This is a genomic window from Chryseobacterium mulctrae, from assembly GCF_006175945.1.
GTDB lineage: Bacteria > Bacteroidota > Bacteroidia > Flavobacteriales > Weeksellaceae > Chryseobacterium > Chryseobacterium mulctrae.
On record NZ_VAJL01000001.1, the window covers coordinates 3,308,521 to 3,332,246 of the forward strand.

Consider the following 23,726-nt stretch of genomic DNA (forward strand, 5'->3'; position numbering starts at 1 on the left):
GATGATTTAATTATATCCGAGAATGCCGGTTATCTGTACCGCAATCAGGTCCAAAACGAAGATAAGGATAGAGGAGAGCACGACCGCTGAATTGGCGGCGTTCCCCACGCCCCGTGTTCCTTTTACTGCATTATAGCCTTTATAGGCACCCACGATTCCCACTGCAAAACCGAAAAAAAAGCTTTTGATAAAAGCTGGTATGATGTCACTGAAATCCAAGGAGTCAAAAACCTGTGAATAGAAAAGTGACAGGCTAGTTGTACCGCCAATGTTAACACCTATCCAGGCACCATATAGTGAAATGGCATCCGCCAGGATGATAAGTACGGGAAGCATAAATGTTGTAGCCAGGACACGTGTGGCAACAAGGTATTTAAAAGGATGTGTACCGCTTACTTCCATTGCGTCTATCTGTTCGGTAACCCGCATCGAGCCCAGCTCTGCCCCGATGCTACTGGCAATTTTACCTGCAAAGATGAGAGCGGCGATTACGGGTGCTATTTCACGGATGATGGCAATGCCTACCATTACAGGCAGCTGGGATTCCACACCATAGCGTACGAGGCTTGGCCGCAGCTGCATCGTAAGAACCAAGCCGATGATAAAGCCTGTCATGGCAATAAGCCCCAAAGATTTGTAACCTATGAGATAGCATTGTGCGAGCAGTTCCTTTATTTCATATGGTGGACGGAAACCTAATAGAAAGTAATTTTTGGTAAACTGTGTGATATTGCCTGTTTCCTGTAAAAAACTACGTATTTTAATCATTAACAAATTATTTTTTTAAATTAAAATATTTTTAGTCTACTTTTCCAATTGCTGTATTTTTTTATTGAGCCAATCCCTTATATCTTCATATACATATTCTTTAATATCCTCATTAAGTATTTCGTGCCGCATAGCAGGATAAATTTTAATTTTAACATCTGTAAATCCATCTTTTTGCATTTGTGTTACCGTTTTTTCAACCCCTTTTGCGAAGTCTCCTATCGGATCATCAGCTCCGCTTACAAAAAGAAAGGGAAATTCTTTTGGTAATTTTTCTGCCCATTTTCTTTCCGTTGCCTGTTGGTTTAGAGAAACTAATGCGTAAAAACCATTATTGGTAAAAGGTACTCCGCATAGGCTGTCCCGGCAAAATGATTCACGGTTGGATTTGCTGAGGCTCAGCCAGCTGGTAAGGTCGCCATCTTTCTCGCCTTTAAAATGTTGATTATTAATTTTTGAAAAAGTTTGGTTGATGAATTTGCTCCTGTGTTTTGGGGCAATAATATTCTTAATGGACAGGAAAAATTTAGCCAAACCGATTCCGTTGATTTTTCCTCCCGTTCCCACGATGACTGCGCCTTTAAAATCGGCTTCCTGATTCTGAAGTAAGCATCTTGCAATGAAAGACCCCATAGAATGACCTAGTAAAAAGTGAGGAATGTTAGGGTAATTGTTTTCTAAAAATGCAGCCATCGTTGCGGCATCGTCTATCAGTTGCTGCTTGGGATTTTCTTTTTGAAAATAGCCAAGTTCTTCCCGATTTTCCGCCGTTTTTCCGTGTCCGAGATGGTCATATAATAGAACTGCAAAACCATTGCTCGCCAGATATTCCGCAAAATCCTTATAACGACCGCTATGCTCCTGCATCCCGTGGAGAATAAGAACCGTAGCCTTTGGTGATTCATTTATTGGTTCGGATAATTCATAAAAAAGCGTGTGCGAACCTGAGTTGCCAATTTTCTGCTTGATTATATAGCCTGATGTATGCCTTGCCATAGTCGGTTGGTTTTGCACAAAAACAAATTCTGCCCTTGACAAAAGTAAGAGCAGAATAAAGTTAGATAAATTGGTTATTATACAAAATCTCTTTTATTGATTAAAGAGAGATTCGATATCCTAATGAAAGATTCCATCCACGGTTATAAGATGTTACGTTGTCTATATTGGAAAGATTACCTAATCCCAGGCCATATTGTCCTTTCAGATAGATTCCCCAAGGTGTTTCGTATCCGGCACCGAAATTAAATCCCCAATCGAATCCTTTAGTTTCATCGCTGCCACTACCAAAGTTGATGTCGGTTTCCTGAGAACCGATTACTGGGATATTCTCTCCTTTATATTTACCGCTTACTCCAAATCCGATGTAAGGCCCTACCTCTGCAAAAATTCCTCCGGACTTTCCTCCTTCAATTTTATACTGATATCCGAGATTAACAGGGACTTCAAGGTAATCCATGCTGGTTTTGAAATCTCCGATGCTGGTAGCGGTTTTTGAGCCCTTGTTGCTGTAAAATAAACCGGGCTTTACGTAGAAACCTTGTGACAAAGGGATGTTAACGCCTGCCCCGATACGGAACCCCGTTTTGGAGTCATCGGATTCGGAAGAATTATCGCCTACCTCTGTCTTTATTTTATTAAAATTCAGACCTATTTCAGGGTCAATCGTTATTTGCGCCTTTACAGCGAAAGTAGTTGCACAAAGTGCAATGGCCAGTGTGATTTTTTTCATTTTTTGTATTAATTTAAATTGTCAATCTAATATTGTCGTTAACAAAATTTTTTTTGTTTAATTTCTGTAAGAGGTATGAATGGCTTTTGCCAGCACGTCTGGTTTTTTCCAGTGTTCCGTTACTGGTGTTACTTTTTTATCGAGTCCGAGCAGGGTATAGACCGCAAGGCGTGCTGCACGAACCGAATATTCTTCTGTGAATACCATATCTTCCGGTATTTCCACAAACTGGCTGATAAGAGCCAGGTTGGTGCTGCCTTCAGGAACAACTGCAGGACGGTCTTTTTTAGCTCTTGGCTGAAACAAAGCATCGATGTAAGGCATCATACACGGAATAACATTGATAACGCTATCTTTTATTTCCTGTTCGTGTTTTTCAAAATGCAAATGATGAATCAACTCTGTCAAAATTTCTTCGCCCGTGCAATCAATCATCGGCTTTTTCACATAATCTCCCACTGCATCTGGATATAATCCGTAGCCCCAAAGAATAGTAGTATCATCGCCTTGCGCTTTGAAATGCGGTTGTGCAGCCACCACAATTGACATTCGCCACGATGAATCTTTAAATGTCATCAAAGCTCCACTGCCCGGTTTGTTGCCAGTGTATTCTTCAATAAGTTTCAGAAATTTATTTCCTTTGAATGTTGCTGTGAAAGAATACCATTTTGTTTCGTCAGGTTTGGTAAAAAACGGGTCGGGATTACCCAACTTGCCGGGTTTCTTGTTGGCAATTTCACGCCATAATGCAAAACTTGGCGGATTTGACGGCAAATATTTTGCAGGCGTGTTATAATCGCCGTTATTAGAATTGTCTGTAATGCATCCGTTGGTAAAGAATACCAAATCGCCTTCATTCACGGTTATTTTCTCTGTGTTTCCTTCTGCATTGATGCATTCTATTTCCGTTACGGTAATGCCATCATCATCGGCAAAATCCAAATCGGTAACGGTTTTTCTTAATGAAAAGTCCACTTTATGCTGGTCCAGAAATGCCTTCAACGGTAAGATAACGGATTCATATTGGTTGTATGGTGTTCTGGTAACCCCTTCGAGTGTTTCGATTCTTGAAAATTCCAACAGCATACGTTTCATATAGCGTTGAAATTCAAAAATACTGCTCCATTCCTGCCAGGCAAAAGTGGTTTGCCACATATACCAAAAGTTGGTTGTAAAAAAATGATCGTCAAACCAATCACGAATAGTAATGTTGTCTAAATCATTTTCATCGGCAAAAAACAATTTCAAAAATTTCATCCGGTCCTGAGTATTGAAACCCATATCCGTTACAGGTAAAATGTTTCCGTTTTTGTCAATCAACCGCGCTTTTGCATTTGTCGGATTCGCGTGGTCAAATGCCAGAATTTCGTCTTTTACGGAAATGTTCGGGACATCCAGAGAAGGGATACGGGATGTTAATTCCCAAAAGTTTTCATAGGTTTCTTCGTTGAGCATACGCCCGCCACGACAGATGAACCCTTTTTCTTTAGTTCCTGCACCATCGTTGCTACCGCCCAAAATCGGCAGGGCTTCAATGATGTGAATGTTTTCGCCTTTAAAGCCTCCGTCTTCTAACAGATATACGGCGCCGGCAAGACTTGCCAATCCGCCTCCGATGAAATATGCATGTTTGTTCGAATTGCTCATATGATATTTTTTTTAGGTTATTTTTATATGATAAAGGTATTGATATACATTAATTCCTTGGTATCCCTAAATTCGAAAATCATATACGGAATTTCTTTTTTAAAAATGCTGTTGTCTTCGGTACCTTTGGGGCGATATTGACGCATGCTTTTTAAAGAAACGGCCGAATGCAGAGGTAGAATTAAAGCCTGTTTCAAAAGCAATCTGAGAAATATTTTTTTCTGGATAGCCGAGCAGAACGCAAACCTCTTTTAATAAGGCCTCATCAATAATCTGATGCGGCGTTTTGCCGGTCGCTTTTTTTACAATCAGAATAAGATATTTGTTGGAAATGAATAGCTTGTCCGCATAGTATTGTACGTCCTTATGCTGCAAAATATTTTCTTTCACCAATTCATTGAATTTAAAAAAAATATGATTGTTATCCTGTGGAGTGGGATATGCGTTGTCTTTTCTGCCTTCATCAATTAGAACTGCAACTTCCAATAAAATATTAATAATAATAGTACGAAAAATATCTTCTGTAAAACGACCATTCCTCGTGGTCTGCTGCTGAAGATATTCCAACAAATTGATTAAGTGTTTACTACTTGCTTCGTTGGAAATAACTACATTAAAAGTAGTTTTATTGAATAGAGACAGATTCTCGATAAAAAATGGATTAGAAATGTTCTTAAGCAGGAAATTCTTTTCAAAGAATAGAACCTTCATGCGGAAATCTTTGCTGGTATTTACAAATTTTATAATTGTTGACGGAGCAGATATCAGGAATCCGTTTTGGGATATATTGTAATGGTGATTATCAATTTCTAAATCAATACTACCGGAAACACAGATGCAGAATGCATAAAAATCCATGCGGAACAGTCTTTTTGGGAATTCAAAAATGAGTTTTCCTGAAGATATATAGTAAGGTTCATCACAGTGTACCTGATAAAAAGATAATATTTCTTTAATACTTTCGTAAGCTTTCATAGTTCCTTATTTAATTCAACAATTTATAAAATATTATTGATTTGTAATGTCAGGAATAGTTATGTAAGTCCTTTCAAACATTTCTATAATATTTCTTTCCTCTTTGTCAATATCCTGAACATTGTTGTTAAGTAACATATATGAGCTGATCGATGGATATTCAATATGGGAAAATGTCTCGTTACCTACTTTACTCTGAATATACTGAGAATAGACCCGAAACCTCTGATTATTTGGTAAATGCTCAGTTAACTTTTTAGGATTAGAAAAATCGATAGATCTTGCGGAACACAACCCAAAACTACAATCAGGATGCTTATCAAGCAAGGTCGGAATTAAGGAAATACAGGTATCTAGTATTTTGACAACAGTTTTGAAAGTATTTTTATTAATAATTTTATTGTACTTATAGTCGCTTCCCCGGTCTTTTTTACAATAAAATTTGAGAGCAATTACATTTCCATTATGATACTCTGCCCTAATAATATAATGCAGTTTAATATCGGTACAGAAGAATTTGTATATATATGTAAAAAGATGGTCGGAACCATCTTTACAATTATCTTTCTGTATGAATTTTAACTCGTACAAATTTTTAAAGTTTAATTTATCACTCTTTTAGAACTGTGTGCGGACACAACAACTTTCCTGCCCTTAAGATCTGCGGCAGAAATCTTTACAGAAACTACTGTTCTCAATGGTTTCCAGTTCAGCTTCTCTCCTTTTGATATCGTCTTTTTCATTATAGAATATATTGTGCTTTACAAAAATACAAAATTTATTCCTATTTGCAAGTTGGAAAAATTTGACCTAAGTTTAAATATATTATCATTTATTATTTAAAAAATCAATTTCTTTGTGAATGTCAATCAGAACCAAAAATACTTCTATATCTTCTTCATATTCATAATCCTCACCATATACTTTCATTGCAGATTTTATGAAATATCCCAAAAAGCCTAGTGCAATAAAACAATGAAATTTATAGCACTCTAAAGAATGTGATGTAAACTTCGGATAAATAGATGCTTCCGCCCGGTTGTGACCTTCGTCAAAATGCGATATTAAATTTATGACATTATTACTTCCAGAATGTGCAATTTCGGAAAGTTGTCTGTACAACTCCTTCGTGGTATTATTAAATACATTATTTACATTAGGTGTTTTCTTTTCTAGCTTAGAAACCTCTTTTTTCTCAAGCTCAATTAGCCTGGTGAGTGCCTCAAGTTGCTTTCTAATTAAAGTTGATGCTTCAATTATATCACCGGACATTATTAAATTGTTAATCAAAAAATGTGTCCTTATATAAGATGCAGATACACCAATCTGGTACGAGATATTATCATCAAGATTCTTAACAGGTGTATGGAAATTCTTTGAAATTGTCAACATAAGACCGTCCAATATCAACTTAAAGTCTGGTAACTTTTCAATTTCGGCTTCAGCCAACTTGTACTGCTCCTCGGAACCTTCTCGTGATTTTTCCGAATTGATTATAAAATTGGAAATTTCTTCCATATAATCCGCTACAATCTCTATAAATTCTCTATCATTTGTTTCCATGAAGTTATTTGGATCTAATATACGATTTCCTAGGTGATTGAGAATTAATTAGAAATTATCGTATATCTCAAATACTTTCGATTCCAAATTGCTCAAACTTAAATTATGTATTTAAAACTGATATAAGTGTACAATTATTTTAATTTTATTTTTTCCTGATATGACAAAAACGATGGCTCCGCGTATTTATTTATTTCTTCATACTCATCACGAAATCTTTTGTAATGCTCTATCGAATTGAAGAAATTAGTTTGCAAGTTGATTTGCCCTAAGACCATACTGAAATAGTAGTTATAAATACTTTTAAGATCATCATCCAGTTTATTCAGTAAAAAATAATAGTACATTCTCCAACGAAACCAATCATCATATTTTCCAAAGAATAACCAATTATTAAAATGCATAGTTATATAATGATTTAGAGCATCCACCCCAAACTCATATTCAATTTGAAGATTTTCCTGACCAAACATTTTGCTTTCTAAATCTGCAATTGTACTTGCATATATATTTTTTCCATACATATTTTTAAAAAATACTCTATGGTAATATTCGTTACTTTGCAGATAATCGTATTTGTCGGTGAGGATGTCATCTAACTGAGCAACGAGATGAATTTCCAAGCAATTATGCTCAATAGCGCCGGTTTGCAACCATTTTTTGAAGTTAAAATCTTGGATTAGATCTTTTCCCATATGATTAGCGAATTCGACAGCTCGATCCATAGCATTCCACCAAATTTGAGGAGAAAAATTAATTCCATTCATAAATATAGTTTTGGATTATTAGTTTGTGTTGCGAATAGATTATGGTTTCTGTAAATTAAAGAGGTTCAATTTTCAATATCTCAATATCTACAATTCTGGTCCCGTTTTCATTATAAATCTGCTTCACAGTTACTTTAATCTTATCATATTTTGGTGTGGGAAAATTCATTAATTCAGAAATGTTTAAAAATCCAAAAGCTTTCGCTAATAAAGCAATATGGCGTGTAGAATATTTATGATTTTCCTTTATATTTTCAACATTACCGACAAAGCTTTTAGTTAAGCCCATTTTTAAACTTAATTTTTCTTGAGAAATTTCTTTCTCCATTCTAAGTCTCTTAATATGATTAATGAAGTCATAATCAAATTGAGTTGTTTCAAAAACAAAAGTTTTTTCCATAATTTTTTTAAAAAATCACACCTATATATTGGTGTATTGAAATTTATTCTTATATTTGTTCTAGCGAATTGATAATTAGCCCATATAGGGAAATTAAAACGATGTATCTCGGACCGAAAAGACCAATTTTACCTTCGAGATTATCGTGAAATCGCTCCATGTCTAAAAGTTTCTTACTTTTGCATACGGCATGCGAGCGGTTCTCACGTTAGCTTTAGAAGGTAATCTTTAGATGAAAATTTAAAGAAGGGTTTGGTCGCCCTCGGTTCTAAAGTGTGAGACCGTTCCATGCTATTTTTGCATTTAACTCCTCATCTTAAACGCATCGTTCCATATATAAAATAATATTTATGAGGACGACATTTTCAACCATTCTGCTTATTTGCCCACCGGAATAGTCCGCCAGCATAACAGAAAAAAATTACAGCTTTATGCCAGTTTTGCTTGCAAAATGCTGGATTGGTATAACCTACATATTATCGACAAACTCCGAAATTCCTTTAAAAGTAAAAGGAAAGCCAGACTACGCTTTAAACTCGCACATTAAAAGTACTCGCTTTCTTTTGATTTTCCAAATTATTTTCAGCACGAAGGGAATTTAATACTGAAGACAAAAAAATTCAACGGTCTGTATAATGCATATGGTTACTGTTGTTTTTAGATTTCAATAGAATGTTTTCTCATTTAGAAATGACACTTTACAATGAGTTTACTCATTGCGGCTTTACAGCTTACACGGGACACGATTTCATTCATATTATTTCAAGATGTGCTAGGGCAGGAGGTTTTGCTATGTCCTTACTGAAGCTTCCTCCCAAGCATCATCAAATAGATACGCTAAAAACATATTCAAGAAACAGAAAGTGTAACGTAACCATAGAAAAACAAAAGCCCTTTCCACAAAAGTTGACTGCTAGCGTAGGAAAGAGCAAAGTCTAACGAATTAAACCTATTCAAAAGTATGAAAAAAAGCTTTTGCAACCTAAGTCATCTTCAAATGGCTTTTGGCTTCACCTTGCTCGTCTCCGGCGTAGCAATAGGGCAGATGCGCACCATTACAGGCACTGTCACGGAAAATAACCAGCCAGTCAAAGGTGTTTCCGTATTTCAGGAAGGTAAAGAAGAAGTGGCTGTGACCAATGCAGCAGGCGTTTACCGTGTTCAGGTATCGGGAGAAAATCCCGTAATCATTTACCGCCATCCGGACTATCCCGAACGAAAAATCACTTTAGGCAGCAGGATAACCGTCAATATCTCATTAGGTAAAGAAAAGGAAATTGAGGAAGTTGTTCTCAATGCAGGTTATTATAAGGTCAAAAACAAAGAAAGAACAGGAAGCATTGCCAAGATCTCAGCCAAAGACATCGAAAATCAACCTGTCACCAATGTCCTTGCTTCAGCGCAGGGTAGGATGAGCGGGGTTTCGATCACTCAGAATTCGGGAACACCTGGAGGGGGATTTGATATTCAGATCAGGGGTAAGAACAGTATCCGTCGGGAAGGGAATGAACCGCTATATATTATTGATGGTGTTCCTCAGGCTTCTGAAACGCCTTCATTGTATTCCAACAGGATCCTTCCTTGGTCATCGATCAATCCTTTGAATGCGATCAATCCAAATGATATTGAAAGCTTTGAGATTCTAAAAGATGCCGATGCTACGGCTATCTATGGAAGCCGTGGAGCCAACGGGGTCATCATTGTGACCACTAAAAGAGGGAAGAAGGGAAGGTCCGAACTGAAACTGAACACTTCCTATTCTTTAAGCAGGATCACAAGACCGATGGAGCTGATGAATACGGAACAGTATATCAGCATGAGAAAACAGGGATTTCAGAATGATAATGTGCCATATCCTGCAACTATGTATGATATCAACGGAACCTGGGACCAGTCGAGGTATACCGATTGGCAGAAAGAACTGATCGGCGGAACAGCTGATGCTTATGCCGTTCAGTTGTCTTTGAGCGGAGGTTCTGAGATCACCTCCTACAATATAAGCTATGGTCATAATGAACAGTCAACGGTTCTTCCTGCTGATTTCAGGTACAGGACGGATAACGTCAATGCCAATTTTTCTTATTTTACGCCTGACAGGAGACTGGAGTTCAATTTTGTCAACATGTTCTCCTTTCAGAAGAACAATGTTCAGAACGATGACCTTACCCTGAAAAGCATCACCTTAAGTCCGAATGCGCCTGCACTGTACAATACGTCCGGAAATATCAACTGGGAAAACGGCACCTTTACGAATCCTGTAGCCTCATTCCTCAGTGAGTATATCAATAAGACCGCATTTTTTGACAACGGGCTAAACGTCTCCTACAAGCTTTTTCCTTTTCTGTCGGTCAAGATGAATGCCGGGATCAGCTATCAGAATTTCGAGGAGAGATCACTGAAGCCCCACACCATCAATAACCCCGCATTGGGTCAGACGAGCCTGAACTCGACCTCATCAAAGAATAATCAGGTGAACTTTTCCTACATACTTGAACCGCAGGTTGTCGGAACGTATCAGTTCGGGAACCATCAGTTTGAGGCCTTGGTAGGGACTACTCTTCAAAAGACGCAATCTGATCAGGGTGCGATAACGGGAAGGGGATTTGAAAGCAATGCACTGATCGACAATATTGGCGCTGCCAGTGTAAAGACCATCTCTGATCAGGTACGCAGTGAGTACAACTATACCGCAGTGTTTGCCCGATTTAATTATCAGCTTAAAAAAAGGTATATCCTAAACCTTACAGGAAGACGGGATGGTTCAAGCCGTTTCGGTCCCAACAATCGCTTCGGGAATTTCGGGGCATTAGGAGGGGCGTGGCTGTTTTCGGAAGAGAATTTCCTGAGAGATTCCAAATGGCTGACCTTAGGTAAGATCAGAGGAAGTATAGGAACGACAGGAAATGACAAGATAGGGGATTACCAATACCTCAACACCTATATCATTTCCTCCAATATCTATAACGGACAGACCGGGCTTAATCCCGCACGATTGTACAATCCCAATTTCAGCTGGGAGAAGACGGTGAAAAAGGAAGTGGCAATGGAACTTGGATTTTGGAAGGGACGCTTTAACTTCTCAGGAGCGTACTATGAAAATACTTCATCTAATCAGCTGGTGGGTATTCCACTTCCTGCAACTACGGGGTTTTCCTCGATACAGTCCAATCTTCCTGCAAAGATCAGGAATACGGGATGGGAATTTGACACGTCGATTCAGGTACTCAAAAATGGAAAGTTCAGATATGATACGTCATTCAATCTGAGTATTCCTCGAAACACGCTGGTAGAGTTTCCGAACCTCGAAGGTTCGACCTACTCCAATCAATATGTTATTGGCTATCCGACGACTATTGCGAGAGTGTACCAGTATGAGGGAATCGATCCTGCAACAGGATTATATAAGTTCAAGGATTTCAACGGTGATGGAAAGATCAATTTTCCAGATGACAACAAGGCAGTGGAAAAACTTGGCGTCCGGATGTTTGGCGGATGGTCAAGCCAGTTCAGGTTCGGTCAATGGTCAGCTTCCTTCCTGTGGCAGTTCGTTAAACAGAGGAACTGGAATTACAACCGCCAGATGCTGATGCCGGGAACACTCAGCAACCAGCCTGTCGAGGTTCTGGATGCATGGTCGCCCTCGAATCCGGAAGGAACCTATATGCAATACTCAGCGGGCTATAATCCTCAGAAACTTTCACTGCATGGTTTCTTTCAGAATTCTACCGCTGCGGTAAGTGATGCCTCTTACATCAGGCTGAAAAATGTACAGGTCAATTACCGGATACCGGTAGATAGAATGGGGATCAAGGAAGCGATGGTCTATTTTCAGGGACAAAACCTTCTGACCATCACCGACTATTTCGGAATGGACCCGGAATTTTATCTGGTAGGTTATCTGCCGCCTTTGAAGACGTATTCTTTGGGATTTCAGGTGACGTTCTGATGTGAAACTGAATTCCTTTGATATGCAAATAAAAACTATACTCTTAATATTTAAAGAAAATGAAAAATATAATTAATCAAATGATGTATCTGCTCGTGATGCTCGCCGCTCTACTCAGTACGATTGCCTGCGAGAAGTTTGTGGAAACTGATTTCCCGAATAACCAACTGGCCACTGAAATGATCTTTGAAGACGAAAAAACGGCAGATGCCGCCCTGGCAGGTTTGTATTCAGGTCTGTGGACCGGCTCTGTGATCAGCGGTACATCAGACGGTTCAGGTGCTCTGCTGGGAACCTATTCCGATGATATTACCTGTGTCTTTACCAGCGCAGGGAATGCGATCCTGGATATTTACAACAACCAGCCCCTTGCAACGAATTCTACAGTCAGTCTGGTCTGGACAAATGCCTATCAGCAAATCTATATGGCGAATAGTATTATCGAAGGCGTGGAAAGATCAAAGAGCCTTTCTGAATCGGCAAAGGACAGGATCAAAGGGGAAGCTCTGATGATCCGTTCTCTGATTTATTTTTACCTGTACCAGATCTATGGAGAAATTCCTTATACCGATACTACAGACTATGTGTACAACAGTACACTGAACAGAATGCCAAAGGATCAGTTTCTGATAAAGCTTGAAACAGATATGTCTGAGGCGGTAAACCTGCTGCCGACAGCATATCGTAATGCGGAGCGGATCTATATAAATAAGGGGGTCGGATATCTGGTGCTGGCCAAGATGAAGATGCTGATCGGTAATTGGCAGGAAGCGGAAGTACTATGTCAGGCAGTCATTCAGAATGCGGACTATGTTTTTCAAAATGACCTGTCCAAAGTTTTTCAGAAAACAGGAAAGCATATCATCTGGCAATTGAAGCCTAAGAATAACACAGACCCAACCAATGAAGCATTGCTCTACAATTTTGTTTCAGCACCAACATCTTTTGTCCTTAACCCTGATCTTATCAATTCTTTTTCTATGGGTGATCTCCGCAGACAACAATATTTTGTAGCAGTGGTATTCGGTTCCCAGACGAATTATAAGCAGACCAAGTACAAGGTGACTACAACGACCAATAGTACTGAATACTCCGTCATTTACAGGTTGGAGGATGTTTATCTGATGCTTGCAGAATCTCTTATGAAACAAAACAAGACCGCTCAGGCAGTACCGTTCATTAATTACACCAGACAGAGGGCAGGACTGACTGCATTAACTACTTCGATTTCACAGTCTCAGGCGATGGAGGAGATAAAGAATGAGAGAAGAAAAGAGTTTTTTGCAGAACACGGCAACAGGTTTTTAGATCTGAAAAGATGGGGACAGCTGGATCAGCTCAAACCTGTAAAGGTCAATTGGAAAGCAACCAACCAATTCTTTCCGTTGCCACAGAAAGAAATGCTTTTGAACATGAATCTAACGCCACAGAATGATGGATATTAGTAAGAGAGATAAAAGTGTAAGTATTTTAAGATTTAACAAGAGGTTTTCAGAAATTTGGAATGTAGAAGGACAGGAGTTCAAATCCTTTGGATATGTAATGAAGTACAGTTTATATGCTTTGCTTATGACTATGTTCGTCAGTCTGACTACCGGAAAACTATCTGCTCAAAACTATGAACATCTTGCAAAGTTGGTAAGGGAAACTGAGGAAATTCGTTTCCCTGAATCTTCTGATAATGGCAAATGGCTGGCCTGGTATTCTGTTTTGGGCGATGGTTCCAAAAATCTGAAACTGCAGAGTATATTGAATCAAGATATTCTGTTGGAAAGGAAAAATATCAATTTAATGATGTTTGTTGGGAATCATCTGGCAATCCAATTCGGAGAAATGCTGGAATACCTCGATCCTGAAACAGGGAAATCCCAGTCTTTGAAGAATGTCAGCAAATTTCTATATGATGATAAGACTAATGCCTTGATCGTATTGTACACAGAAAAGGAAGGCCGTTTGTTAGAAGTTTTTGATACCGATCTGAATCTCCGGCAAACTATTGCTGATGTTCAGTATGTATATGCAAAAAATGATCAAACGGTCGTCAGAAGAAAGATGGGTGATCTGAATGAAGTTCTGTTACTGAAAAAGGGACTTTTTGTAAATGTCTTTTCAACAACGGAAGACCTGAAAAATGTAGTTCCGTCAGGAACTAAGGAAAATGGTCTTGTGGTTCATAGCCTTAACGATGGTAAATCTAAGATCTACTACATTGCTCCGGACAAAAAGCAATATGTAATGGACATCAGTAAGTACAATGATTATGATCAGATGACGCTCAGTCCGTCACGTTCCGATCACCAGATCGTTATCAAACTAGAGAAAAAGTTAAAAGCCAAAAAAGAAATGGTGGATGTTTGGTATGGAACAGATTTCGACCTTGCGGCGCATAATACCTCCATACTTAAAGCTATTCAGATTGACTGGAACCCATTCACTGCAAAGACCAATTTGATGACCCGTTCCGGTTATTTTGGGGAAACGGCAGTAGGTAATGACCTGTATCTAATAAATCAGGTCGACAAAGATCAGGTGGATAAGATGGATAAGGCAGGAGGACAAGGTTTTGATAAACTTTTTTTGTGGAATGCCGCTGTGGATGAGTACACTTTTATCTCCGATGTGCAGAAAGAAATGGTGATCTCTCCGACGGGTGAGTACCTCCTTATTCAAAAGGAGAATAACTGGCAACTCTATAACACAATAAAACGCCAAATAGTGGATTTAGATGTTTCTCGGGAAATGATGCCTTATTTTACTTCAGACAACGATGTCCTTTGGGTCGGGGGCAATACGATTGCTGAGCAGAATCTCTTTAACAGAAAGGTCAGGGAAGTAGTTAAGGGAGAAAACTCAATGATCGAACTGATCGATTTTAAACGTGTGTATACAGATATCGGAAATAAAAGAGATTTCAGGACAGCGGATCTAAAGAAACCTTTGGTTGTCAAGATCACGAATCTAAGTGATCAAAATGTATCCTATGCCTATTTGAAAAATAGGAAACTCCATTCAATTTTATCTTCGACTCCTAATCAAATCACTGAATTTAAGCAGTTGGGTCAACGGGAACATTATTATTGGATCGCTGAAAATTATAATAAGCGTCCGACATTAATTGTAAGGGATGGAAAAGAAAATCCGAGAAAACTTTATGTGTCAAATGGCGGTGATCAAAAGTTTGAGCAAACTGAGATGATCAGGATTTCTTATAAGGGTTCGGATGGTGAGAAGATCAGCGGTGCGTTGTATATGCCGCTGAACTTTGACCGCTCTAAAAAATATCCTGTTGTGATGCATATCTATGAGAAACAGGAATATCTCACCAAAAGGTTTTTGAGACCATCTTTTGCAAATCCGACAGGTTACAATATTCCGCTGTTGATAGAGGAGGGGTTTGCAGTGTTGCTTGCCGACATCTCACAATCTGATAAAGGTGCCGGAATATCTGCTTTGGAGAGTATCAATAATGCTTTGGATGAACTGCAAAAAATAAAATATGTGGATATGAATAGAATCGGTTTGATGGGACAGTCATTCGGAGGATATGAAACCAATTTTATAGCCACTCATTCCGATCGTTTTGCGGCGTATGTTTCAGGAGCGGCTGTTTCAGATGTAATCCGCACCTACTACGCCTATAATTATAACTTTCATGCGCCAGATTATTACAGATATGAAGGACGGCAGTACTGGTTTAGATCAACAGTTGCTGAAGACCCTGAAAAATATATCAGGAATAATCCGATCATGTATGCTCAGAATGTCACCGCACCAATGCTCTTATGGACTGGGACAGACGATGGTAATGTCAGCCCTGATGGTACAAAATCGATGTTTATCGCTTTGAGGAAATATAAAAAACCTGTGATTGCATTATTTTATGATAAAGAGGGTCATGCGATGAAAAAGCAAGAAACACAAAGAGATCTGACCGTCAAGATTTTAGACTGGTTTAATTATCATTTAAAGGATTATAAAGATATTTCCTGGATACATAAATACATAAAGGGTGCTTAATAGCACCCTTCTTTTAATAATTAATTGATGAAGGAGGTTAAGGAATTCTGAAGAGTTCCGTTTCGCATCCTGTTTGATAAAGATCGTGAACACCGGAAGCATCACTGACCGTACATACAAATCCTGTATTGTCTGTCGTACATTGCTGCTCCGTCATGACACATGGAGCGCTAGGGTTTGCAAGATCGATTTTCCAACCAGGAATTTCTGCTTTAGCAGATTTGGATGCTACATTGGTAGCATACGCACTACCGGCTCCAATAAATAGGATAGCCAATGGCAATACGATTTGTCTCATTTTTTTCATGATGTTAAAATTTGTTGTTGGTGCCTACTCTTTGTTCAGGTTTTCGGCTTCCCCTGAAATGAAATGTTGAATGATGTTTTGCGCAAAACGATATCTGATTATTTCATTTTCAATAATTACATACATTTGGTCTTTATTTATCGCAAATTGTATTCGCTGCTCTTCGGATCTGTTCGGTATATTTATGCTTCCAAGATATTTTTGTTCTTGTGTAGAATAGAGATCAATTATGATGGCTCTTTTACCCTTTTCCTTCTCAAGTTTTCGCTTGCGGTCCGATCGAACAAAGAGCACTCCCTTGTAAGCAAATGATCCTTCATTGACGATGAGCGGATTGTTCAGTTTACGGCTTCCATCAGATAAGACGGATAATCCCAGATGCGGTGTTTTGACCGTGTCAATGGTCTTGTAGACATTCTTTGACTTCAGATTGTAGTCTGTAACGACAAACTGATTCTTGTAATGATAGACATAGACCACCTTTCCTGTAAAAGCATCGTAATTTAACTGCCCGTCAGGTTCAAAAAATCCTTCACTTTTTTTCTCAAGCAAATCGGGTCTTAGCTTTATTGAATCCTTATGACCTTTGGCAATAATCCCCAAAGTCTGTATCTGTTTGAGACGGTGAAAAGCACCGATTACAAAATGATCTGAATCAAGGCTTTTTATTTTTCTGAAATAGGTCTTTCCAACATTTTGTTCCGCTAGCTCATTCTTTCCGGTTTGTCCTGCAAAAACGATAGGTATTGTTCCGTCATACAGATATGTTATACTGTCAGCGACTTCCAATATCGGCGATCTGAAATTGATGTCTGTTCGGTCCAATCGTAAATTCTGCTGTTTCAATGAAGACAAATCGGTGATTTTTGTAATCGAAAAAGGTGCGGTATAATTGCCCAAATATAAAGTATCACCGTAGAAGCCTGCAATATAATACGAATTCAGTTTCAAATCATAAGTACCATCTTTCAGAATGGGATGCTGCAAAAATCTCCTTTGGAAACCATTGTCCCTCTTTAAAATATTTTCTGACTGCTTGTACAGAAAAAACATTCCTGCCGAGCATAGAAAAGCTGTCACTACAAGGATTAAGCTCATCTTTGCTCTGTTGATCATCTGATGGTCTGTAGAAAAAATTATAGAAAAGACAGCAATCAATATACATATCAGATTGAAAATTAAATGCGTGTTCCAATCCATCTTTTCAAGAATGCCACCACACGAACATGGAACAAATTCACTATAGTTAAGAATCAAATAAATATAGACAGTAAACAAAACCATCAAAATGTAGGATCCATATAAACCGATATACCTTGTTCTTTCAGAGATCAAAAGGAAACAAACCAAAAGCTCAAGGATCAAAATTCCGTATGTAATAAAAACTGCATAGGCACTCAGGAGAGGTGATTGTGCAATTTGGATCTGAAAATTTTCAAAATCCATTATCTTACTGATGCTGGCGTAACAAAACAGCAGTATGAAAAAATAGCTTGTGAATTCTACAAATCTTGTTTTGATGGTTTTCATAATCTTAATATTTATCCTTTTCTGACTAATATCCATTTGACATTTTTCCCACAGTAGGTGGACAGTACTTCGCCTTTTGAAAGGTAAACTACGGTGCTTATCCTTCCTTCAACCTCCCATTCTCCACTTTCCGTACATCTCTTTCCGGTGCTTAAGATCACTTTCTGATTTTCCATTTTTTGAAACTGTATCAGTTAAGCAGAAATTATCCTTACCAGATCGTGTCCTGCGCCATCCTCCAGTGCTGCTTATCTTTTTTCGGTTCATCATCATCACCTGTATCCATATTGTCAGAACCTTTTTCTTCTGCAATGCCATTTTGAATCCTTGCAGATTCTTTATTGCTTTGAACTTTCATATTTTGTTGTTTCTGTTCTGTTGTATTTAAATCAGACTCAGATCTTTCACAAGACTGCATACAGAATGCAGTTATTAGACTTAAAAGTGAGATATACTTTTTCATTTTTTTAACAATGGTTTTAAAGTTATCCCGGCCGGTTTTTGATATTGATTAGAATTCTGATGTCGAAATTAGGAGGGTTAGGGAATTAAAAAAAACTATTGTTGCATCGATTGATACATTAAATGTAACTATTGATCAATCCTACCAACAAAATTAAGGTGTATCGTATTAATAATCAGTTAGTTGTTTTGGGTGTAAAGTTTGAACAAGCGTTTGATTGTGGTTTTTTTGTTAAATTTGTATATATCTTATCATAATGCATTATTATAATGGAGTTTTAACGCTATTATTCACTTTGTTTGTGTTTATGACACAAGGTCAAGAGATACAGCAACAATCTTACAAAGAGATTTCCCGATTGATCGATTCTTATTCTGAGAATGATGAAAGGGCAATTGTTTTTGTCAAAATGTACATTGACAAAGCAAAAAATGACCATAACCTTAAAAAATTGATCCGAGGTTACGAAGAAGCCATCTATTACAGCAAAGAAACCAGCAGGAAATTATCTTATGCTGACAGTGCCATTGTCACCGCTGTAAAATCAAACGACCAGGATCAGATTGCGAGAGCCTATGCAGGAAAAGGAATTATTTATTACTATAATCTAAGACAATATAAAAAAGCTTTAGAAGAATATCTGATAGCGTTCAAATATTCAAAAAATTCAAAAGATGGTTACCTTAAGAATAAGATCATCTATCATTTGGGAATGATCAAAAGCTATTTGGGATACTATAAGCAGGCAGCTGTACATTTTTCAGAGGCAGCTGATTTTTTTGAAAAAAATGCCAAAGAGAGTTTAGATCGGAACATTAGGTACAATAATGAATCAGGTTATTTTAACAGTATTTATCGCTTAAGCACTTGTTATAAAAATCTAAGACTATATCATAAGGAAGACTCTCTGATTAATATTGGGCTGGAAAGACTTCATAACAATAACGAGCTTGTAGTTGAGTTTGGATATTTCCAGAAAGGAAAGGGTATTCAGCTGCTGAGAAAAGGAAATACAGATGAAGCCTTAAAGCGATTAAAACTCTCACGTGATATTTTGATCACCAATCAAGATTACGCATCATTGACGAGCGTCTATTTTAATATAGGGAAACTATATAAGTCGATTGGCAATAGAGCTGAATCGTTAAATTATTTTAATAAAGTTGATTCGCTGGTCAATAAATTTTGGTTTATTACCCCTGAGATCAGATCAAGTTACCTGTATCTGATCGATGATGCTAAAAAAAATGGAGATACTGAAAGGAAGATGTATTACGCGGACCAGTTGTTAAAGGCTGACTCTATTATTAATGCTGACTTTGTGATACTCACGGACAAAATTTATAGTGAGTATGATACGGACAATTTATTAGAAGGGAAGAATCAGGAGATCAGAGACCATCAGGTCATTTTATATTCTTCCATTGTTGCAGGATTGGTAATCTTGTTTTTTCTCATTTGGAGATTCCGGAAAAGAGAAAAGGAATTGAATGCGAGGTATCAGGAAGTGCTTGAAAAATTAAGTACCTCAAAAGAAACCATTAGTTTCGACTTCATACCACCCGCTTCATCTGATGAAAACAGTTTAGACTTATACAGTTCAGAAATTATCGAGGACATCAAAACAAATCTGAAGATTTTTGAAGACGAAAAACAATTTCTTCAGCAGAATTTAACACTTGACATTGTTGCCAAAATGATAGGAAGCAACCGAACCCATTTATCGTATGTACTTAATGTACACTTTGATGTAACATTTCCAACATACCTTAAAGCTTTAAGAATCAGATATATCACCAATTTACTTGTAGAGGAAACTATATATCTTAGTTATAAAATTGAAACACTCGCCAAAATATGCGGGATGGCGAACAGGCAGATCTTCTCAGCACACTTTCTCGAGATCAACAGTATCAGGCCTAGAGATTTTATCAGAATGAGACAGGAAGAATTAAAGAAGACCTGACTTTTTTATTTTTTAGCCCGATTTTTACGTTAACAATAAATTGAAAAACGTATGAACGGACAAAATTTTAAAAAAAAAGTAGATCAACTTTGGAAAGATCTTACAACAGCAGTAGATCAGATCAACAGAAGTGAGAATGATGTTGTGATTCGGGCAGAAGAAATTCTGATGGAAACAGACGCTGCTGTAAGACAATTGAAAGACCTATTGCGCCAATATCAATTTCCGGACTGGAGTAACGAAATATATTTCTTTAAAAATACCAAACCGCAGTTCGTAGCAGTATATATCTACTATTCCAAAGTGTTAGCCATAGAAGCCTCAAAACCCTATGCTGATTCGCAGGCGTTAAGATCGTATTATGAAAACGAGAGATCCAATCTTTTATATTTCTATAATGAGCAAAGAGAATTTATCAGTTATTATCGTCGTAAATCGACATACTTAGACAAAAAATATTTCGTTCGGTTCAAATTTGATTTTAAGTTAAAGCTCAGTCCGGAACTGTACAGTTATGATGAGGAATTTTCCACCTCCCACGACCATATTGTGTCTCAAATATTGGCAAATGATCTTTTAGAGCAATATTTAACAAATAAAATTGATTCAAAAGACGGTAAAGACAACTCTATTGACCATATTAAGAATCTGGAATGGACGGCTCCGAAAGTTGCCCTTATTGAGCTGTTGTATGCACTTCATCAAACGAAGTGTTTTAATGGAGGTCATTCAGATCTGGCGGAAATTTTCCGTTGGGCAGAAAATTCACTAAATATTAATCTGGGTAATTATCACAAGACTTTAGGCGAAATACGGTTAAGAAAAATAGACAGAACTAAATTTTTGTCATTGCTTCAGCATAATTTTAATCAGTATTTGGATGATTTAGACCTATAGGAGAACAATTAGTTTCTACACAAAATTCTCCAATTTTAAATAGGACCATATACTATTTTCACTAATTAAGACTGTATTGGTTTTTATGTGGCTAAACATTAATATGTATTAATGTAGAGTCTTTCATTATTCATAATTCAACTTAATTTATGAAAATAGAGTATTTCATAGGAATTGTAATTGTAAATCTTTCGGTAGTATCGATAAGCTACCGAAAGATCTTCTGTGTGATTTATCATAGAGCAGCTTGATATACATCAATATCAGCGAGATTTCTACTTAGATGATCGTTAAAAGTACTTCAAGCTAATTTGAATTCGATCAATATAACTCTTAGAAATATCGGCAAAACAATAGCCTTAATGGGACAAAATAAAAAATTTAGATAAATATTGAATTATAATCCAGTAAAAGTGTTGCTTATCGCAATGCATTGGTTGTTTTTTTCCAATTTCAAAAAAATTAAGTTGAATCATCAGTAACCATTGATCTAAAACTCTTTATCCAAAGGGTGTACAAGAGAATCTTTCGGTAGTACCGAGAAACTACCGAAAGATATTAAGCGTGATTTTGAAATTTTGTCGAACAAAATAATTGACAAATGGCAATATCTATTATCACCAAGGAAGACCTTCAGCAATTCAAAATTGAACTATTGGAAGGCATTGAAATATTACTCAAGGGTAAGACGACAGAGCAAAAATTATGGCTTCGGAGTTCTGAGGTCAAGAAGCTGCTTAACATATCTTCAGGAACCTTACAAAATCTGAGGATCAACGGAACATTATCGTACAGCAAGATAGGGGGCTCCTTGTATTACAATTATAAAGACATCCAAAAATTACTCGCGGATAAAAAACAATAATTTTTAATACGGAATTATGAAGAATAATAAAAATATCATCGGCTTTTTTGAGCGTGTCATTGAAGATGATCGATTGTATCCCTCTCACATCAGTATGTATGTTTCACTTTTCCAATTCTGGAGTTTGAACCGGTTTCAGAATCCTTTTCGGATTAGCCGGGAAGATGTGATGAAGTTAAGCAAGATCAGGTCAATCGCTACCTACCATAAATGCATCAGAGAACTTTATCGCGCAGGATTTATACGTTATTCACCAAGTTATAACTCATACAAAGGAAGCTTGATTGAGATCATTGATTTTGACAGTGAAAAAGTAGGTGAAAAAAAAATATCTCAAAATCAAAATTTCTTACTACAAGATGAGATTCGGTTTTTAGTTCCGATGTTCAATGAAGTTGAGTTATATTTTACTGAGCGGGATCTCCCATCTGCTGAAGCAGATTGCTTTTTCTCTTTTTATCGATCTAAAAACTGGAAATTGAGTAATGAGAAACCAATGAAATGCTGGCGGGCTGCTGCGAGGAATTGGATCTCTGAATTGAAAAAATCTATAAATTAAGAACAGATGAAGAATATCGATCCCAGAACTCCGATATGGCGACTAACTGTTGAAGAATTTTTGGAGGTTTCCAAAAAAATTAATTCGGAAAAAAAATATGAATTTGGATTGAAAGGTCTGGCAAAAATGCTGGGATGTTCTATTTCGAAAGCCTCGGAAATAAAATCTTCAGGACTGTTGGATGATGCCATCATTCAAAACGGAAACATTATCATCATTGATAAGGAAAAGGCATTAGCGCTTTTTGCACAAAAATAAGGATGCATTACCTTGAATTAATGCGGCGGTTTTGGGATTTTAACCAAAAAACATCAATTGGAACAACGGGAATTTCAATGTACTTATACCTGCTGAAAATTGGTTCTGACAATGACTCTTGTGATTTTCAAATTTCTGATGTTGTCATAAGCATAGAATTAGGGGTGACTAGAAAAACGGTAAAATCCACTAAAGAAAAACTCCGAAATTTAGGATTAATTCAGTACGAAGCAAAAAGCGGACTTGCTTGTAAATACAGGTTAATAGGAGATTATCCTTCACAAATTTCTAGCCCTGAAATGATGAGTAAAGAAGAAATTGGAAAGGAGGAATCTATTCAAAAAACAGTAGAATCCGGAGTTTCATTACTTACAGATCGTCCCGTTCAAAATTTTTCTGAAAACACCAGTGATCAGGAAATTGAAAGCGATTTATCGCAAACAATACAATCCTCAAAACCACAACCAACCACTCAAAAAGGGAACGATGAAAATATTCCGTCTTTCGAAGAATTTATAACGTATGCGGAAACATTAAAAATTTACGTGCCTGAGTTAGATTCTGAAATACAATCGAAATATGAGAATTGGAAAAACAATGACTGGAAAAATAGTTCTGATAGACCTATTACCAATTGGAAATCTTCATTGAAAAGTACATTACCTTTTATGAAAGGTCAAATGGAAAGTCATCAACTTTCACTTCAATCCATTCCGGATATAAAACGTCCAAAATCCCAAAACGGCAACCTTTGAAAGGCCGACAAATGTCTACGATAAAAATCCATTAAAAAAAATTGAATTATGACACTATCAGATTTAAAACCCGGTCAAAAAGTAACCATCAACGGAATGCTTGCCGAGTACAAAGGAATTCAAAAAGTGAAGATCCCAAATTTCGGTAAAGTCGAGAAAAGGGTCTTTCAAGGCGAAGGCATCAACATCTACAAGTATTATAATCTCAATGACGGAGCTAAAACCCTCAAAAGCGAGAAAATCGAGTTGGTATATAATTGCAAATCGATTAATCATTGAAATTTATCAAGAAAAATAAAAATTTCAAACCCAAT

24 protein-coding genes are annotated in these 23,726 nt (G+C 37.2%); 10 read left to right on the forward strand and 14 right to left on the reverse strand.

The genetic code is table 11. The annotated features are described in order from the left end of the window. Nucleotides 1-6 precede the first annotated feature (6 nt). From FDY99_RS15265 to FDY99_RS15305, 10 genes are all read right to left on the reverse strand, one after another. Entirely contained in the window at nt 7-768 is a 762-nt protein-coding gene (locus tag FDY99_RS15265) for an MlaE family ABC transporter permease (RefSeq protein WP_028122566.1), read from the reverse strand. A 36-nt stretch (nt 769-804) separates the two neighbouring features. Further along, the gene (locus FDY99_RS15270; protein ID WP_034981335.1) at nt 805-1,764 is read right to left on the reverse strand and encodes an alpha/beta fold hydrolase; all 960 of its coding nucleotides are present in this window, start codon (nt 1,762-1,764) and stop codon (nt 805-807) included. Between the two features lie 100 nt (nt 1,765-1,864). Continuing rightward, entirely contained in the window at nt 1,865-2,497 is a 633-nt protein-coding gene (locus tag FDY99_RS15275; RefSeq protein ID WP_068941673.1) for a porin family protein, read from the reverse strand. A gap of 57 nt (nt 2,498-2,554) precedes the next feature. Then, entirely contained in the window at nt 2,555-4,144 is a 1,590-nt protein-coding gene (locus FDY99_RS15280) for an oleate hydratase (protein WP_139422672.1), read from the reverse strand. A gap of 99 nt (nt 4,145-4,243) precedes the next feature. Next, nucleotides 4,244-5,119: a helix-turn-helix domain-containing protein gene (locus tag FDY99_RS15285; RefSeq protein WP_028122570.1), complete on the reverse strand. Its 876-nt coding sequence runs from the start codon at nt 5,117-5,119 to the stop codon at nt 4,244-4,246. A gap of 33 nt (nt 5,120-5,152) precedes the next feature. After that, nucleotides 5,153-5,710: a hypothetical protein gene (locus FDY99_RS15290; RefSeq protein WP_139422674.1), complete on the reverse strand. Its 558-nt coding sequence runs from the start codon at nt 5,708-5,710 to the stop codon at nt 5,153-5,155. 11 nt (nt 5,711-5,721) lie between these two features. Beyond that, complete coding sequence (locus FDY99_RS23025; RefSeq protein WP_154656849.1) at nt 5,722-5,862, reverse strand: hypothetical protein; 141 nt, start codon at nt 5,860-5,862, stop codon at nt 5,722-5,724. Nucleotides 5,863-5,947: 85 nt separating this feature from the next. Next, entirely contained in the window at nt 5,948-6,682 is a 735-nt protein-coding gene (locus FDY99_RS15295; protein WP_139422676.1) for a hypothetical protein, read from the reverse strand. A 134-nt stretch (nt 6,683-6,816) separates the two neighbouring features. Further along, nucleotides 6,817-7,449: a hypothetical protein gene (locus FDY99_RS15300; RefSeq protein ID WP_139422678.1), complete on the reverse strand. Its 633-nt coding sequence runs from the start codon at nt 7,447-7,449 to the stop codon at nt 6,817-6,819. A 55-nt stretch (nt 7,450-7,504) separates the two neighbouring features. Further along, nucleotides 7,505-7,849: a helix-turn-helix domain-containing protein gene (locus tag FDY99_RS15305; protein WP_034981338.1), complete on the reverse strand. Its 345-nt coding sequence runs from the start codon at nt 7,847-7,849 to the stop codon at nt 7,505-7,507. 961 nt (nt 7,850-8,810) lie between these two features. Here FDY99_RS15305 and FDY99_RS15310 point away from each other — a divergent pair. The 3 genes from FDY99_RS15310 to FDY99_RS15320 are packed head-to-tail and all read left to right on the forward strand — an operon-like array spanning nt 8,811 to nt 15,812. Then, nucleotides 8,811-11,795, forward strand: a complete 2,985-nt coding sequence (locus FDY99_RS15310) for a SusC/RagA family TonB-linked outer membrane protein (protein WP_139422680.1) — start codon at nt 8,811-8,813, stop codon at nt 11,793-11,795. A 59-nt stretch (nt 11,796-11,854) separates the two neighbouring features. Continuing rightward, nucleotides 11,855-13,240, forward strand: a complete 1,386-nt coding sequence (locus tag FDY99_RS15315; protein ID WP_028122576.1) for a RagB/SusD family nutrient uptake outer membrane protein — start codon at nt 11,855-11,857, stop codon at nt 13,238-13,240. Continuing rightward, nucleotides 13,227-15,812, forward strand: coding sequence for an alpha/beta hydrolase family protein (locus FDY99_RS15320; RefSeq protein WP_139422682.1), 2,586 nt, complete (start codon nt 13,227-13,229; stop codon nt 15,810-15,812). Before FDY99_RS15315 ends, FDY99_RS15320 begins: the two co-directional genes overlap by 14 nt. Before the next feature lie 37 nt (nt 15,813-15,849). Here the strand turns inward: FDY99_RS15320 and FDY99_RS15325 are convergent, their stop codons facing one another. Genes FDY99_RS15325 through FDY99_RS15335 form a run of 4 tightly spaced genes read right to left on the reverse strand, consistent with a single transcriptional unit; the run spans nt 15,850 to nt 18,112 of the window. Further along, nucleotides 15,850-16,119 (reverse strand): DUF6520 family protein, encoded by a 270-nt coding sequence (locus FDY99_RS15325; RefSeq protein ID WP_028122578.1) that lies wholly within the window; start codon nt 16,117-16,119, stop codon nt 15,850-15,852. A 24-nt stretch (nt 16,120-16,143) separates the two neighbouring features. Continuing rightward, the gene (locus FDY99_RS15330; RefSeq protein WP_139422686.1) at nt 16,144-17,649 is read right to left on the reverse strand and encodes a MauE/DoxX family redox-associated membrane protein; all 1,506 of its coding nucleotides are present in this window, start codon (nt 17,647-17,649) and stop codon (nt 16,144-16,146) included. An 11-nt stretch (nt 17,650-17,660) separates the two neighbouring features. After that, nucleotides 17,661-17,825: a hypothetical protein gene (locus tag FDY99_RS23030; RefSeq protein ID WP_154656850.1), complete on the reverse strand. Its 165-nt coding sequence runs from the start codon at nt 17,823-17,825 to the stop codon at nt 17,661-17,663. A 35-nt stretch (nt 17,826-17,860) separates the two neighbouring features. Continuing rightward, nucleotides 17,861-18,112, reverse strand: coding sequence for a hypothetical protein (locus FDY99_RS15335; RefSeq protein ID WP_123882493.1), 252 nt, complete (start codon nt 18,110-18,112; stop codon nt 17,861-17,863). 307 nt (nt 18,113-18,419) lie between these two features. Between FDY99_RS15335 and FDY99_RS15340 the strand changes: the two genes are divergently transcribed. The 7 genes from FDY99_RS15340 to FDY99_RS15370 all read left to right on the forward strand — a co-directional run bounded on the left by FDY99_RS15340 (nt 18,420) and on the right by FDY99_RS15370 (nt 23,691). Continuing rightward, nucleotides 18,420-20,078, forward strand: coding sequence for a helix-turn-helix domain-containing protein (locus FDY99_RS15340; RefSeq protein ID WP_123882491.1), 1,659 nt, complete (start codon nt 18,420-18,422; stop codon nt 20,076-20,078). Between the two features lie 51 nt (nt 20,079-20,129). After that, on the forward strand, nt 20,130-20,975 hold the full coding sequence (locus FDY99_RS15345) for an RteC domain-containing protein (protein ID WP_068941686.1): 846 nt from the start codon (nt 20,130-20,132) through the stop codon (nt 20,973-20,975). 601 nt (nt 20,976-21,576) lie between these two features. Further along, nucleotides 21,577-21,840 carry a helix-turn-helix domain-containing protein gene (locus tag FDY99_RS15350; protein ID WP_034976006.1) on the forward strand — a complete coding sequence of 88 codons (264 nt, stop codon included), beginning with the start codon at nt 21,577-21,579 and terminating at the stop codon, nt 21,838-21,840. 16 nt (nt 21,841-21,856) lie between these two features. Then, entirely contained in the window at nt 21,857-22,399 is a 543-nt protein-coding gene (locus FDY99_RS15355; RefSeq protein WP_068941689.1) for a hypothetical protein, read from the forward strand. A 6-nt stretch (nt 22,400-22,405) separates the two neighbouring features. Next, complete coding sequence (locus FDY99_RS15360; RefSeq protein WP_040995572.1) at nt 22,406-22,657, forward strand: DUF3853 family protein; 252 nt, start codon at nt 22,406-22,408, stop codon at nt 22,655-22,657. A gap of 2 nt (nt 22,658-22,659) precedes the next feature. After that, on the forward strand, nt 22,660-23,412 hold the full coding sequence (locus tag FDY99_RS15365) for a hypothetical protein (RefSeq protein ID WP_068941691.1): 753 nt from the start codon (nt 22,660-22,662) through the stop codon (nt 23,410-23,412). Between the two features lie 48 nt (nt 23,413-23,460). Continuing rightward, the gene (locus FDY99_RS15370; RefSeq protein WP_040995576.1) at nt 23,461-23,691 is read left to right on the forward strand and encodes a hypothetical protein; all 231 of its coding nucleotides are present in this window, start codon (nt 23,461-23,463) and stop codon (nt 23,689-23,691) included. Nucleotides 23,692-23,726: the final 35 nt, after the last annotated feature.